Raw genomic sequence first — 13,768 nt, 5'->3', positions numbered from 1 at the left:
CAATCCGGGTTGGGAATAGGGGAGAAAGGCGAGTGGGGCGGAATGGACGGATCAGATATAATGGGGCGGAATGGCCGGATGAGATAATGGGGCGGACCGGATGAGGTATATTGGAATAGAAAATGCAATAAATATCGACCGATGCATCTAACGTTATTGGCTTTTGACTGGGTATTGTTATTAGAAAAGGCTGTGCTGATCCTGATCATCATCAGTGTGTCGCTGCTGGTTGCGATGTATGAGACCTGGGGAGAACGGAAGGTGGCGGCGTTTATGCAGGACCGGCGGGGGCCGAACCGGGCGGGTCCGGGGGGTATTTTCCAGCCGCTGGCCGACGGGTTGAAGTTGTTCATGAAGGAGGAGATCATTCCGTTGAGCTCGTCGCGGTTCCTTTTCGTCCTCGGGCCTGGGCTGGCGATGCTGACGGCGATGATGACGAGTGCGGTTGTGCCCTGGAGCAGTCATTTTCATTTGTTTGGCCGGGATATTTCGATGCAGATTGCCGATGTCAATATTGGCATCCTGTACATTTTTGGGGTTGTGAGCATGGGGGTCTATGGGATCATGATCGGGGGCTGGGCTTCGAACAATAAGTTCTCGCTGCTGGCGGCGATTCGCGGGGCTTCGCAGATCATCTCGTATGAGCTGGCGATGGGGCTTTCGATCATCGCGCTGTTGATGATCGCCGGGTCGCTGAGTCTGAAGACGATCGTCGAGCAACAGCAGATCGGCCATTATTATGTGCTGGTGCAGCCGCTGGGTTTTCTGATCTTTCTGATCTGTTCGTTTGCGGAGTGTAACCGGACGCCGTTCGATCTTTCCGAGGCAGAGAATGAGCTGAACTTCGGGTATCACCAGGAATATTCCTCGATGAAGCTGGGGTTCTATCTTTTTGCCGAGTATGTGAATATGTTTATCAGCAGCGCCGTGATGGCGACGCTGTATTGGGGCGGATATGATATCCCGTTTGTAAACGATGCGTCGCTGATCCATAATATCGGGCAGAATCCGGTGGCGATCCTGCAGGTGGTGAGCCTGTTTGCGAAGATCATCATCTTTATCTTCTTCTTTATGTGGGTGAGATGGACGATCCCGCGCTTCCGGTATGACCAGCTGATGAAGCTTGGGTGGCATGTGTTGATCCCGCTGGCCTTATTTAATATGCTGGCGACGGGGGCGATTATTTTGTGGCGTGGTTAAAAACTATATTTTTGCGAACCTGAACCGGACTCCGTCCGGTTGCCGGGCGATATTTTAAAAATTCAGAATATGCAACCATTAACGAGCCGGGCGAAGTCGGTGGAGCGAAAGCCGATGAATCTGTGGGAGAAGATGTATATCCCGGCGATAGCGAAGGGCATGTCGATCACTTTCGGGCATATGTTCAAGAAGAAGCCGACGGTGAACTACCCGGAGAAGAAGCGGCCGTTCAGTCCGGTTTTTCGCGGGCTGCATGTGCTGAACCGGGATGAGGAAGGGCGTGAGCGTTGCACGGCCTGCGGGCTTTGCGCCGTGGCGTGTCCTGCCGAGGCGATCACGATGGAGGGTGCCGAGCGGCTGCCGGGTGAGGAGAATCTGTACCGGGAAGAGAAGTACGCGGCGAAGTATGAGATCAATATGCTGCGGTGCATTTTCTGCGGGCTTTGTGAAGAGGCGTGCCCGAAGGATGCTATTTATCTCTCGGAGACGTTTGCTCCGTCCAACTATACGCGGAAAGGTTTTATTTATGGGAAGGAGGAGTTGCTGATCCCTAATCCCGTTACGAATCCGGAAGAGTTCGCTAAGGCTAAAGGTCATTAATATGGGTACTACGCAAGTTTTGTTCTGGTTTTTAAGCATATTGGCCATCCTTGGGGCCATCCTTGTGGTGACGAGTAAGAATCCCGTGCATAGTGTGTTGTGGCTGATCGTGGTGTTTGTCGCTATCTCGGGTCACTATATCCTGCTTGATGCGCAATTCCTGGCGATCGTGAACCTGATCGTCTATGCAGGCGCCATCATGGTGCTTTTCCTGTTTGTTTTCATGCTGATGAACCTGAATGCGGATACCGAGCCGCAGAAGAACCGGTGGTTGAAGATTGCCGGAGTGGTGACGGGTGGGGCGTTGTTGCTGGTGCTGGTGGCTGCTTTGAAGCGGGCGGATATGAAGGCGCAGGTGGCGGAGCTTGGCAGCGGAGATATCGGGCTTATCCGTAATCTGGGGCTGGTGTTGTTCCATGACTATGTGGTGCCGTTTGAGATCTCGAGCGTTTTGTTCCTGAGTGCGATGGTTGGGGTGGTGGTGATCGGGAAGAAGACGGATGAAGAGCGGACGACGATCCCGGGTGGACAAAAGTATGGAGGCTAGGATCCAATTCAACTTACTATGCCAATTAACTACTATATTTTTCTTTCTGTGGCGTTGTTTTGCATCGGGGTTGCCGGTGTGCTGACACGCCGGAATGCGATCATTATTTTCATGTGCGTGGAGTTGATGCTGAATGCGGTGAACCTGCTGTTGGTGGCGTTCTCGAAGATGCACTATCATGCGATGGCCGCCACGTCGCCCAATGCGGGGATCGACGGGCAGTTGTTTGTGTTCTTTATCATGGTGGTAGCGGCGGCTGAGGTGAGTGTGGGGCTGGCGATCATCGTGATGATGTATCGCAATACGCATTCCACGGATGTTAATTTCCTTAACCGGTTGAAACATTAATATGACACAATTAGTTTGGCTGGTCCCTGCGTTGCCTCTTGCCGGATTCCTGCTCAACGGTCTTTTCCGCAATCAATTATCCAAATCGCTGACCGGGATCATCGGGAGCGGGGCGGTGCTGGCGGCATTTGTGGTGAGCTTGTTGATCTTTGGCGAGGTGCGCCATGAGGGTTTCCAACCGACGGTGGTTACGCTGTTCGATTTTATCAGTGTGGGGAAGCTTTCGATCCCCTTTGCGTTCCAGGTGGACCAGCTGTCTTCGCTTTTCTTATTGATCATTACGGGGGTGGGTTTTCTGATCCACCTGTATTCGACGGCCTATATGCATGAGGAAACGGCCCCGCATTTTGCGCGGTATTTTTCCTATCTGAATCTGTTTGTGTTCTCCATGTTGCTGCTGGTGCTTGGGGCGAATTTTGTGATCCTTTTCATCGGTTGGGAAGGGGTAGGACTTTGTTCGTACCTGCTGATCGGTTACTGGTTCCAGAATGTAGATTATGGCAATGCGGCGAAGAAGGCGTTTGTCATGAACCGGATCGGTGACCTGGGTTTTCTGATCGCGATCTTTTTTCTGATCCAGAAATTTGGGTCGGTGTCCTTCGATACGGTGTTTGCAAAGGCTTCTTCGGTTCCGGTGGGGATGATGACGGCGATCACGCTCTTGCTTTTTGTGGGTGCGACGGGTAAGTCGGCGCAGATCCCTTTGTATACCTGGCTGCCGGATGCCATGGCGGGTCCGACGCCGGTTTCGGCGCTGATCCATGCGGCTACGATGGTGACGGCTGGTATCTATATGATCGCGCGGAGTCATGTGCTTTTCGATCTGGCGCCGGTGACGCAGACGGTGGTGGCCGTGATCGGTCTGGCGACGGCGCTTTTGGCGGCTACGATCGCCCTTAAACAGAATGATATCAAGAAAGTGCTGGCTTACTCCACGGTGAGTCAGCTGGGTTATATGTTCCTCGGTCTTGGCGTCGGCGCGTATACCGGTGCGGTCTTCCATGTGATGACGCATGCGTTCTTCAAGGCGTTGTTGTTCCTTGGGGCCGGCTCGGTGATCCATGCCATGGGCGGGGAGCAGGACATGCGAAAGATGGGCGGCCTGTGGAAGAAGCTGCCGCAGACGGGGGTGACCTTTTTGCTGGGTTGTATCGCGATTGCGGGGATCCCGCCTTTTTCGGGTTTCTTTTCGAAAGATGAGATCTTATCCGCGGCGTATGCGAAGAATCCCATCTATTATGTGATCGGGGTGTTGACGGCGCTGCTGACGGCATTTTATATGTTCCGGTTGTTTGCGTCGACGTTTGCGGGCAGTTTCCGCGGAACGCATGAGCAGGAGCACCACCTTCATGAGAGTCCGGCGGCGATGACCATTCCCCTTTGGGCGCTGGCTATTCTGGCGGTGGTGGCCGGGTTCCTGGGAATCCCGGCGGTGATGGCGCCGAATGCGCACTGGCTGGCGAAGTTCCTGGGGCCGGTGGTCGGCGAGGGGACGGGTGAGGAGTTGGCGCATGGGACGGAGTGGATGCTGATGGGCATTTCGGTGCTGCTGGCGTTGATTGGGAGTCTTGTCGCCTATTTCCGGTACAGCAAGCGGCCGGAGCTGGGTGAGCCGGTGGGGTTCGGGAAGGTGCTGGCGAACAAGTGGTATGTGGACGAGCTCTATAATGCGGTGGTTGTAAGGCCGTTGGACCTGTTGGCGCAGTTCCTTACATTTTTTGATAAGAATATTGTGGATGGGATCGTGAATGGGGTTGGGCGGCTTATCCAATATGGCAGCCGGCAGCTTCGGCTGTTGCAAAGCGGCCAGGTTGGGGGGTATGTGTTGTTGATGGTGCTGGGGATATTGGCTTTGTTCCTTGTGGAGTTGTTTACGGGGGGAAGCGGTGTGAGTGCCGCGGCGGGTATACCCGGTGCGCCCAAAATGCTTCCGCATTAAGTGCAGATGAAAGAGGCCGGTGATGGCCGTAGAAAATGATTGGCTGTAATTAATTTTTTGATATGATTCCAGTTTTACTGATCGTCATTCCCCTGGTAACCGGGTTGATCGGTTTTCTCCTGAAGAACGAGAAAACGGCTCGGGGCTGGGCGCTTTTGTCGTCCCTGGCGACCCTTGTCGTTGTGTTGTGGGGGGTGGGTGTAGCCAAGGGCAGTTCGCTGTTGCATGCCAATGTCGAGTGGCTGCCCGATCTTGGGAGCCGGTTTGCGGTGGGTTTGGACGGGCTTAGCCTGATTCTCAGTCTGCTGACGGCGTTGAGTTTTCCGTTGATCTTTATCGCTACGTGGCGGGACCAGTACAAACGGGCCTGGAATTTCTATGCGCTGATGTTGTTGTCGCAGGCGGGTTTGCTTGGGGTATTTCTGGCTACGGATGCGCTTTTGTTCTACTTCTTCTGGGAGCTGGCGCTGATCCCGGTCTATTTCCTTTGTTCGCAATGGGGTGGTGAGCGGCGGATCGCGGCAACCTTTAAATTCTTTGTCTATACGTTTTTGGGCAGTCTGCTGATGCTGGTCGGGCTTATCTGGCTTTATTTCCATACGGCCGACCACAGCTTTTCGATGGAATCCTTCTATGCTTTGCGTGGGAAGCTTTCCGGCAGTGATCAGACCTGGGTCTTCTGGTTATTATTCACCGCCTTTGCGATCAAGATGCCGATCTGGCCTTTGCATACCTGGCAGCCCGATACCTATGAGCAGTCGCCGACGGCCACGACGATGGTGCTGAGTGCGATCATGGTGAAGATGGGGTTGTTTGGGGTGATCCGCTGGCTGGCGCCGGTGGTGCCGATCGGGACCTGGGCCTGGGGGGATACGGTGAGTACGGCTTGTGTGATCGGGATGATCTATGCGTCGCTGGTGGCGATGAAGCAGGATGATCTGAAGCGGCTGATCGCGTATTCGTCGATCGCGCACGTGGGGTTGATGTGTCTGGCGATCTTTGCGACGGATCTGACGGGGATGCAGGGGGTGATGATCCAGATGTTCAATCACGGGATCAATATCCTCGGGATGTGGATAGTGGTGGACCTGATCGAGCGGCAGTTTGGGACGCGGAAGATCTCGGAGCTTGGCGGGCTGGCGCAGAAGGCGCCGGGGCTGGCGATATTGCTGGTCATTGTGGCGCTTGCGAATGTGGCGTTGCCGCTGACGAATGCGTTTATCGGGGAGTTTTTGTTGTTCAGCGGGGTGTTTACGTCTGCTGCGACTCAGTATAACGTGGTGTTTACGGTGGTGGCGGGGCTGTCGATCATTCTGGGGGCTATCTATACGCTGAATATGATCCAGCGGGTGTTTTATGGGAAGACGAATGCGTTGACGGAGCGGGCGGTGGATATTGCTTTTAATGAGAAGGTGGTGCTTGGGGTGATCGTGGTGCTGATCCTTTTTATCGGGGTGTATCCGAAGCCGATGCTGGACCTGACGAAGGATGCGGCGGATTTTATCCTGACGAAGATGAGTTACAAGTAACGAAGATTATTTAGAAGATATGAATGCAATCGTACTTTCTGCAATTTGGGGGATCGTGATGATGTTCAGCGGCATTTTTACCAAGAGTAAAACGGCGATCCGTAATGTTGCCGTTGCCGGGCTGGCGTTGTTACTGGCGGTGAACTATGCGGACATGATCGGGCATCATCTGGCGATCGATGTACACAAGATGCTGTATTTTGATACGTTCGGGTTGCTTGGCAATGCGATCGCGTTTGGCAGCACGTTGTTGTATGTCTTGCTGTCGGGCCGGGACATGGAGCGGGTGGGGAATAACCTGGCCGAGTATTTTGCGCTGATCTTTTTTGTGCTTTGCGGGGTGGCGATCATCACGACGTTCAATACGCTGCTGATGTTATTCTTGGGGATCGAGATCATTTCCATTCCCCTGTATATATTGACCGGGTCGGATAAGCGCAACCTCAAGAGTAATGAGGCTGCCCTGAAATATTTCCTGATGGGTTCGTTTTCGACGGGGCTGATGTTATTGGGTATTGCCTTCCTTTATGGTGCGAGTCCGACGGGGACCTTCTTTATCGATGATCTGTGGAGTAAGGGGGGGACAATGGGACCGATCTTTATGGCGGGTTTGCTGTTGCTGCTGGTCTCGATGGCCTTTAAGGTGAGCGCGGCACCGTTTCATTTCTGGACGCCCGATGTGTATGACGGAGCGCCGACGGTGTTTACGTCCTTTATGGCTACCATTGTGAAAGTGTCCATTTTCGTGGGTTTTGTCCGGCTTTTCGACGAGGCTTTCGGGGACAGCCAGGGACAATGGCAGGTCTTTGTGGCAATTATTACGGCGGCTACCTTATTTATCGGCAATATTACGGCGGTGTTCCAGCAGAGCGTCAAGCGGATGCTGGCGTATTCGTCCATTGCGCAGGCCGGGTTCATGCTGCTGGCGTTGCTGGCGCTTAACGGGGTTGCCAAGGAGGGGATCATCCTTTATGCCGCGGCTTACAGCGTTGCGACCATCGGGATCTTTGCGATCCTGATCCGGATGAAAGACTATACGTTTGAGGGCTTTAACGGCCTCGCGCGGCAGCAGCCGGTGTTGGCGGCCACCTGTACGATCTTTCTGCTTTCGCTGGCGGGTATTCCGCTGACCGGCGGGTTCTTCGCGAAATATTATATGTTGAGCTCGGTCGTGGCGACGGGTCATTATCTCTGGCTGGTGATCTTTGCCGTGTTATGCGCGGCGGTGAGTGTCTACTACTATTTCCGGGTGATCCAGGCCATGTACTTCAAAGAGGGCGACGGGACGACCGAAACCGAGCCGGGGGCCGGCTTCAAGGGGCTGCTGGTGATCCTGGCGGCGATCGTGCTGGTGCTGGGGGTATTCCCGCAGTCGCTGTTGAACCAACTTACGCATTTGATCTATACGTGGTAGGTTTTTCGTAATTTGCCTTACACCTATTCAGGCAAATGAGACTAACTGATACCATCTCTCTCGCTTATCGGACCATCCGGGGCAACCGGTTGAGGACGGGCATTACGGTTTCCATTATTGCATTCGGTATCATGGCGCTGGTCGGGATCAATACGGCCATCGACGCTATGAAGCAGAAGTTTACCGAGAGCTTTTCGGCGATGGGGGCCAATGGGTTTACCCTTCATAATAAGAAATGGTTCAACTTCAATGGCGGGGGGGTGAAAAGTGAGCGCAAAGGGTTGAAGGAGAAGAAGTCGAATTCGAATGTGCCGATCAGCAAATACCAGGCGGAGACGTTCCGGGGCCGGTTTCAGTATCCGGCTACGGTGTCGTTGAATATCGGTGGGGTGCAGGATGCGGTGGTTTCGGTGGATGACCGGAAGACGAATCCGAATGTAAGGGTTGTGGGCGGGGATGAGAACTATGTCGAGCTCAATGGGTTTGGGCTGGCGACGGGGCGGAATCTGAGCACGCTGGATGTGCGGACGGGGCGGAATGTGGCGATCATCGGCAGTACGCTGGCGGAGCGGTTCTTTGGGAAGAATCCCGAGACGCCGGTGGACAGGATCATCAACATCAACAATCTGCCGTTTCGGGTCGTGGGGGTGCTGGAGTCGAAGGGGTCCACGCTTGGGATGGACCGGGACAATGTGATCATCACTTCTTATAATAATGTGCGCCGGTTTTTTAACAGCAATGTGAATGCTTCCTTCAACATCCAGGTGAAGGTGGCGGATGTGCAGCTGATCGATGGGGCGATCGACCAGGCGGAGGGGGTTTTCCGGCCGATCCGGCGATTGGAGGTGACGGAGGGGGACAATTTTAATATCGACAAGAGTGATACGTTTGTAAATCTTTTGCTAAAGAATCTGAGCTTTATTACCGGGGCGGCGTTGCTTATCGGGTTGATCACGCTGATCGGGGCTGCGGTGGGATTGATGAATATCATGCTTGTTGCGGTGACGGAGCGGACGAAGGAGATTGGTTTGGTGAAGGCGATTGGCGGGCGGAACCGGAATGTGCGGCAGCAGTTCCTGCTGGAGTCGGTGCTGATCAGTCTGATCGGGGCGGGGTTTGGGGTTGTGCTGGGAGTGCTGGTGGGGAATCTGTTCTCGTTGTTCCTGAATACGGGGTTTGTGATGCCGTGGAGCTGGATGCTTGGCGGGATCTTTATCTGCAGTCTGGTGGGGTTGGCGGCGGGGCTGTATCCTTCGCTGAAGGCGTCGAGGTTGAATCCGATAGAGGCGTTGCGATACGAATAGGAATGTGAACGAACTTGTACGAAAATGTTTCCGGGGGTTATGAGAGGAGGAACGATGTTGTGACATTGGGAAGAGAGGGGATGCGGGGAGGGTTAAAATTCACGTGAAATAAGAAATAAATTAGTATAAATCCGTGTATCTCTGAATCATAAATTCCCGTAGATTTACGGTTCTGGTTTTAGGGCGCTGAATCTTCTCCCCTGGGAACCCCGTACTCTGTCGTAACGGGCTATCGATCGCATCCTGCATAACCATAGTATTAAATGATGATGAAATTCCGGCCGAGGGGTTAGGGCGGCGGATCGTGCCGACGGTGAAATTTGAGGGGATTTACAGGGTTTAAGGCCTGAATTTTGAAGAAAGCTGCGAGGGTGTGACAATGTGAAAAATCCTTATCTTGTGTGTTCTATAAAATTTTATCTATCCAAATTCATCTATTGAAAAGGTTTTTTCCTTAGAATTGTACAATCATTTTCTATTACATACTTCAATTTTTTAAAACACTAAAAACAAACGATCATGGCTGAAACAAAACCGACTGCAGCGACAGCAGCTAAGAGCTCCTCATCTGTTCAACCAAAGAAAAAGGGCAACACAATTTCCTGGGTCGCACCGTTGGTGTGTATAATTGCCGGATACTGTATCTGGAGGTTCATTATCGGCGCTGATGCCAACTTTACAAAACCCGATGCCGCGGGCGGTTTCTGGCCCAGCCAGGAAGGTGCCAAGAGCGGTCTGGCCCGTATGTACCAGGGTGGTATCATCGTACCGATCCTGATCGGCGCGCTGCTGACTGTGGTGACTTTTGTGATCGAGCGCTTTTTGACGATCAACAAGGCTACGGGTAATGGCAATATTGCTGAGTTTATCCGCAAAGTACAATATCACCTGGCCAACAAGAATGTGGATGCCGCTATCGCCGAGTGCGACAAGCAGAAGGGTTCTGTTGGTAATGTCATGAAGGCTGGTCTTCGCAAGTACAAGGAGATGATCGGTGCTGAACTTGACACTGAGCAAAAAGTTATTGCTATCCAGAAGGAAGTAGAAGAAGCAACGGCGCTTGAGTTGCCGATGCTGGAAAAGAATCTGGTATTCCTTTCGACGATCGCTTCGGTTGCCACCCTGATGGGTCTTCTTGGAACGGTTATCGGGATGATCACTTCCTTTGCCGCGCTTGGTGAGGCTGGTGGCGGTGAGGCTGCACAGCGGTTGTCACAAGGTATCTCCGAGGCCCTTTACAATACGGCTCTTGGTATCGGTACTTCGGCTGTTTCCATCATCATGTACAACATCTTTACCACGAAGATCGATGGTATCACGTATGGTATCGACGAAAGCGGTTTCACGCTGACTCAGAGTTTTGCTTCTCTTTACAAATAAGAGGGCGGCGGGCCTGGTTGCCAAAATGTTAAAATTTGGGCCGGGTCTTGTGGAAAAATGAGAAAAGCGGGTCTTATGTCTGTTAATAGAGAATGAGACCGAGTTGAAACAACTTTAAACAAAATTTACAATGGGAAGAGCAAAAATACCCCGTAAGAGCACGAATATCGACATGACTGCGATGTGCGATGTCGCCTTTCTGCTGCTGTCCTTCTTCATTCTGGCGACCAAGTTCAAGCCGCCCGAGGCGTTGAGTGTCGTCACCCCGAGTTCGGTATCGTCGAAGATCGCGCCTGACAAGAATGTGGTGATGATCACGATGGACCATGACGGGAAGGTGTATTTCAGCGTCAGCGACGCGAATACATCGGAAAAGAGGGATATCATCGAAGCTATCAATACCTCCAAGAACCTGGGGCTGACGGATGCGGAGAAGAAGAATTTCTACGCCAATCCTACGGCTTACATAGGAGTTCCGTTCAGTCAGCTGAAACCTTATCTGGACCTCGGTCTGGAGCAGGTGAAGGCCTTTAAGGCGCCGGGGATCCCGACGCAGGACAGCACGAATAACGAGCTGATCGAATGGATGCGGGCGGCTGTTGCGGTATCTGCGGGCGGCGGTTTTAACGGCGGGCACATGAATATCCTGGTAAAGGGTGATGATGCTGCGAAGTATCCTGCCTTTCAGGGGGTTATCATCGCCTTTAAGAAGAATGATCAGCTGAAGTTTCAGCTGGTGACCAATCCGGTTGCTGCGCCTATGGGGTCTGAGCTGGATAAGATCCAGAAGAAGTCCGGGAGCAAGAGTTCCGAGCAGTAGGTGTTGCCGGTTTGTAATGGAGAATGATAAAGTGTTAAGGTTCAATAGATTATTGAAGTCAGACACATGAGAAAACGATCCGTTGCGGCTGGTGGCGGCTGAGAGGCCGGACTTGAGGGATTTGGGTGAAAAGAGGGCAAAAAGAGGCCAGAAAACAAGCGGCCCCAGAGAGGTCGCGCGCGAAGGGCAGAGGCAGGATGGATTTGAGCCAAAAGGCTATATTCCCAGAGGCTTTTGGCGAAAATATTTTGTAACTTTAAAAAAAGCTATTGTCATGGCAGAAATGGATACTTCAAGCGGCGGTGGTCATAAAAAGGGCCCCGGCGTGAAGAAAAGTAAGAAGCTTTCCACGCGGGTGGATCTTACTCCCATGGTGGATTTGGGTTTCCTGCTGATCACGTTCTTCATCTTCACTACGACGATGAGTCAACCGACGGCGATGAAGCTCAATCTTCCGAAGGATGTGGACAAGCCGGACGAGCAGAACAAACTGAAAGAGTCTGCGGCGTTGACGGTGATGCCCAGCGGCAACAATATGGTGTTTTATTACGAGGGTCTGGATCCTTCGAAAATACAGGTTTCTTCCTTCAGCAAGAATGCGATCCGGGATGTGATCCTGGATAAGAAGCGGAGGACCGATCCGAAGGATTTCATGGTAATCATCAAGCCCACGAAGGATGCTACGTACAAGAATACGGTGAACATTCTGGATGAGATGAAGATCGATGACGTCAGGCGGTATGCTCTTGTGGATATTACGCCGGATGAGTATAAGTTTGTGTCCGCGACGGAAGGGGGCGCAGGAAAATAAAGCCGGCCGGTTCCGTATGGAATCTGGTAGGTTTTGAATCTTAATAGTCAGAAACAACCCATTTACAATGGAAATCAACAAAATACTAAACGCCGATATCCTTGATATCATCTTTGAGGGTAAGAACAAGGAGTACGGCGCTTACGATCTGCGCAAGACCTACAATAAGCGCCTGATTAAGGCGATTTTGGGGACTGCCGCGGTGATCCTGTTGCTGTTCATTGGGTATTTTGTATCCAATTTGAACGGTGGATCGAAGAAACAGGCGCTGGTGGTGGATGATGTGCAGCTCGAAGACGTTAAACAAGAGCAAAAAAATGAGCCGCCGCCTCCTCCGCCGCCCAAGGTGGAACCCCCGAAGGTGGAAATGGCCAAGTTCACGCCTCCTAAGATCGTGAAAGACGATCAGGTAAAGGAAGAAGAAAAGCCACCGGAACAAGAGAAGCTGGAGGATACGAAGATCGGTACGGTCAATCAGGAAGGTGTCAAGGACGAGGGTATCACTGCCCCGCCGGTGAGCGATGCCGGTAAGGGTGTGGTTGAAGCGCCCAAGGACAATGAAGACTATGACAAGACCTTTACGAAGGTGGAGATCGAGTCTGAGTTTCCCGGTGGACCTGCGGCCTGGCTCCGTTACATGAACAAGAACTTGCGTTATCCCGACGATGCCGTCAATAATGAGATCCAGGGGACTGTGGTTGTGCAGTTCATCGTGGACAAGGAGGGCGTCGTGAGTGATGTACAGGCTATCAGCGGCCCCGAGAATGGTGGTCTGCGGGAAGAAGCGGTACGGGTAATCAAGAAGAGTGGTAAGTGGACGCCGGCCGTTCAGAATGGACGTCAGGTGAAGTCTTACAAGAAGCAGCCGATCGTGTTCAAACTTGAAGCTCAGTAGGAGTATTGAATAAATTGATGAGGCCCGCTTGGACAGCGGGCCTTTTTTTTGACCCTCGCCGTAAGGCGAGGGTCTTTTCGTTTATTGGTTAGCGTTATGGAATCGGCTTCGGATGGCATCTTATAATAAACTATAATTTATGGAGCCTAACAAAATCCTGAGTGCCGATGTCCTCGACATTGTGTTCGAGGGCCGTAATAAAGAGTATGGGGCGTACGAGTTGCGCCGGACGTATAATCGCCGGTTGACGAAGGCGATATTGATCACGTCGAGTGTGTTGTTGGTGTCGATCGCGGGTTGTTCTGTTATGGCGCGGAGCCAGGGCGAGAAGGCGAAGCTGATTGATCTTGGGGACGTGGATATTTCTGCTGTCAAGGAGCGGGTGGATCCGCCGCCGCCACCACCCCCGCCGCCGCCGAAGCCGATAGAGCAAAAGTTCGAGATAAAGGCGTTTACGCCGCCGAAGATCGTGAAGGATCAGGACGTCAGGAAGGAAGACGTCCCGCCGGTGCAGGAGGATCTGGATCAGGTGAAGATCGGGACGGTGAACCAGGATGGGATGAAGGATGACCGCCTGGTGGGGCCGCCGGCGCCGGTGGGGGATGGGAAGGGGGTGGTTGAGGCGCCGAAGAAGGAGGATGATGCGCCGTTTATGAAGGTGGAGAAGGAGTCGGAGTTTCCGGGCGGGTCTGCGGCCTGGTTGCGGTTTTTGAATAAGAATCTGAAGGTGCCGGATGACGCGATCAACAATGGGATCTCGGGGCGGGTGGTGGTTCGGTTTATCGTGGATAAGGAGGGTAATGTGAGTGATGTGGAGGCGGTGAGCGGGCCGGAGGAAGGAGGATTGCGGCAGGCGGCGGTGAAGGTGATAAAGATGAGTGGGAAGTGGATACCGGCGATACAGAATGGGCGGATGGTGAAGAGTTATAAGCAGCAGCCGATCATCTTTGAGGTGGGGGAACAATAGGCTATCTGGGGGAT

13 protein-coding genes are annotated in these 13,768 nt (G+C 52.8%); all 13 read left to right on the top strand.

The annotated features are described in order from the left end of the window. Nucleotides 1–141: 141 nt before the first annotated feature. Entirely contained in the window at nucleotides 142–1,200 is a 1,059-nt protein-coding gene (gene nuoH / locus VGM48_RS25425; RefSeq protein WP_331583907.1) for an NADH-quinone oxidoreductase subunit NuoH, read from the top strand. 69 nt (nucleotides 1,201–1,269) lie between these two features. Further along, nucleotides 1,270–1,800 carry an NADH-quinone oxidoreductase subunit NuoI gene (gene nuoI / locus VGM48_RS25420; protein ID WP_331583905.1) on the top strand — a complete coding sequence of 177 codons (531 nt, stop codon included), beginning with the start codon at nucleotides 1,270–1,272 and terminating at the stop codon, nucleotides 1,798–1,800. Nucleotide 1,801: 1 nt separating this feature from the next. Then, nucleotides 1,802–2,347 (top strand): NADH-quinone oxidoreductase subunit J, encoded by a 546-nt coding sequence (locus tag VGM48_RS25415; protein WP_331583903.1) that lies wholly within the window; start codon nucleotides 1,802–1,804, stop codon nucleotides 2,345–2,347. Nucleotides 2,348–2,365: 18 nt separating this feature from the next. Then, complete coding sequence (gene nuoK / locus VGM48_RS25410) at nucleotides 2,366–2,695, top strand: NADH-quinone oxidoreductase subunit NuoK (RefSeq protein WP_331583901.1); 330 nt, start codon at nucleotides 2,366–2,368, stop codon at nucleotides 2,693–2,695. Between the two features lies 1 nt (nucleotide 2,696). Beyond that, a complete protein-coding gene (nuoL, locus tag VGM48_RS25405) occupies nucleotides 2,697–4,634 on the top strand; it encodes an NADH-quinone oxidoreductase subunit L (protein ID WP_331583899.1) in 1,938 nt (645 codons plus the stop codon). A gap of 62 nt (nucleotides 4,635–4,696) precedes the next feature. Then, complete coding sequence (locus VGM48_RS25400; RefSeq protein WP_331583897.1) at nucleotides 4,697–6,163, top strand: NADH-quinone oxidoreductase subunit M; 1,467 nt, start codon at nucleotides 4,697–4,699, stop codon at nucleotides 6,161–6,163. A 19-nt stretch (nucleotides 6,164–6,182) separates the two neighbouring features. Beyond that, nucleotides 6,183–7,577 carry an NADH-quinone oxidoreductase subunit N gene (locus VGM48_RS25395; protein WP_331583895.1) on the top strand — a complete coding sequence of 465 codons (1,395 nt, stop codon included), beginning with the start codon at nucleotides 6,183–6,185 and terminating at the stop codon, nucleotides 7,575–7,577. 35 nt (nucleotides 7,578–7,612) lie between these two features. After that, nucleotides 7,613–8,881: an ABC transporter permease gene (locus VGM48_RS25390; protein ID WP_331583893.1), complete on the top strand. Its 1,269-nt coding sequence runs from the start codon at nucleotides 7,613–7,615 to the stop codon at nucleotides 8,879–8,881. A gap of 519 nt (nucleotides 8,882–9,400) precedes the next feature. Continuing rightward, a complete protein-coding gene (locus tag VGM48_RS25385; protein WP_331583891.1) occupies nucleotides 9,401–10,261 on the top strand; it encodes a MotA/TolQ/ExbB proton channel family protein in 861 nt (286 codons plus the stop codon). Between the two features lie 130 nt (nucleotides 10,262–10,391). Further along, nucleotides 10,392–11,081 (top strand): biopolymer transporter ExbD, encoded by a 690-nt coding sequence (locus VGM48_RS25380; RefSeq protein WP_331583889.1) that lies wholly within the window; start codon nucleotides 10,392–10,394, stop codon nucleotides 11,079–11,081. 274 nt (nucleotides 11,082–11,355) lie between these two features. Continuing rightward, the gene (locus VGM48_RS25375) at nucleotides 11,356–11,892 is read left to right on the top strand and encodes a biopolymer transporter ExbD (RefSeq protein WP_331583887.1); all 537 of its coding nucleotides are present in this window, start codon (nucleotides 11,356–11,358) and stop codon (nucleotides 11,890–11,892) included. Between the two features lie 67 nt (nucleotides 11,893–11,959). Then, nucleotides 11,960–12,787 carry an energy transducer TonB gene (locus tag VGM48_RS25370; RefSeq protein ID WP_331583885.1) on the top strand — a complete coding sequence of 276 codons (828 nt, stop codon included), beginning with the start codon at nucleotides 11,960–11,962 and terminating at the stop codon, nucleotides 12,785–12,787. Between the two features lie 139 nt (nucleotides 12,788–12,926). Beyond that, the gene (locus tag VGM48_RS25365) at nucleotides 12,927–13,754 is read left to right on the top strand and encodes an energy transducer TonB (RefSeq protein ID WP_331583883.1); all 828 of its coding nucleotides are present in this window, start codon (nucleotides 12,927–12,929) and stop codon (nucleotides 13,752–13,754) included. The last annotated feature ends 14 nt before the right edge of the window (nucleotides 13,755–13,768 follow it).

It is taken from the genome of Puia sp. (assembly GCF_036500295.1).
Taxonomy (GTDB): domain Bacteria; phylum Bacteroidota; class Bacteroidia; order Chitinophagales; family Chitinophagaceae; genus Puia.
Note: the sequence above shows the minus strand (reverse complement) of the source record. Positions and strands in the feature narration are given on the sequence as shown.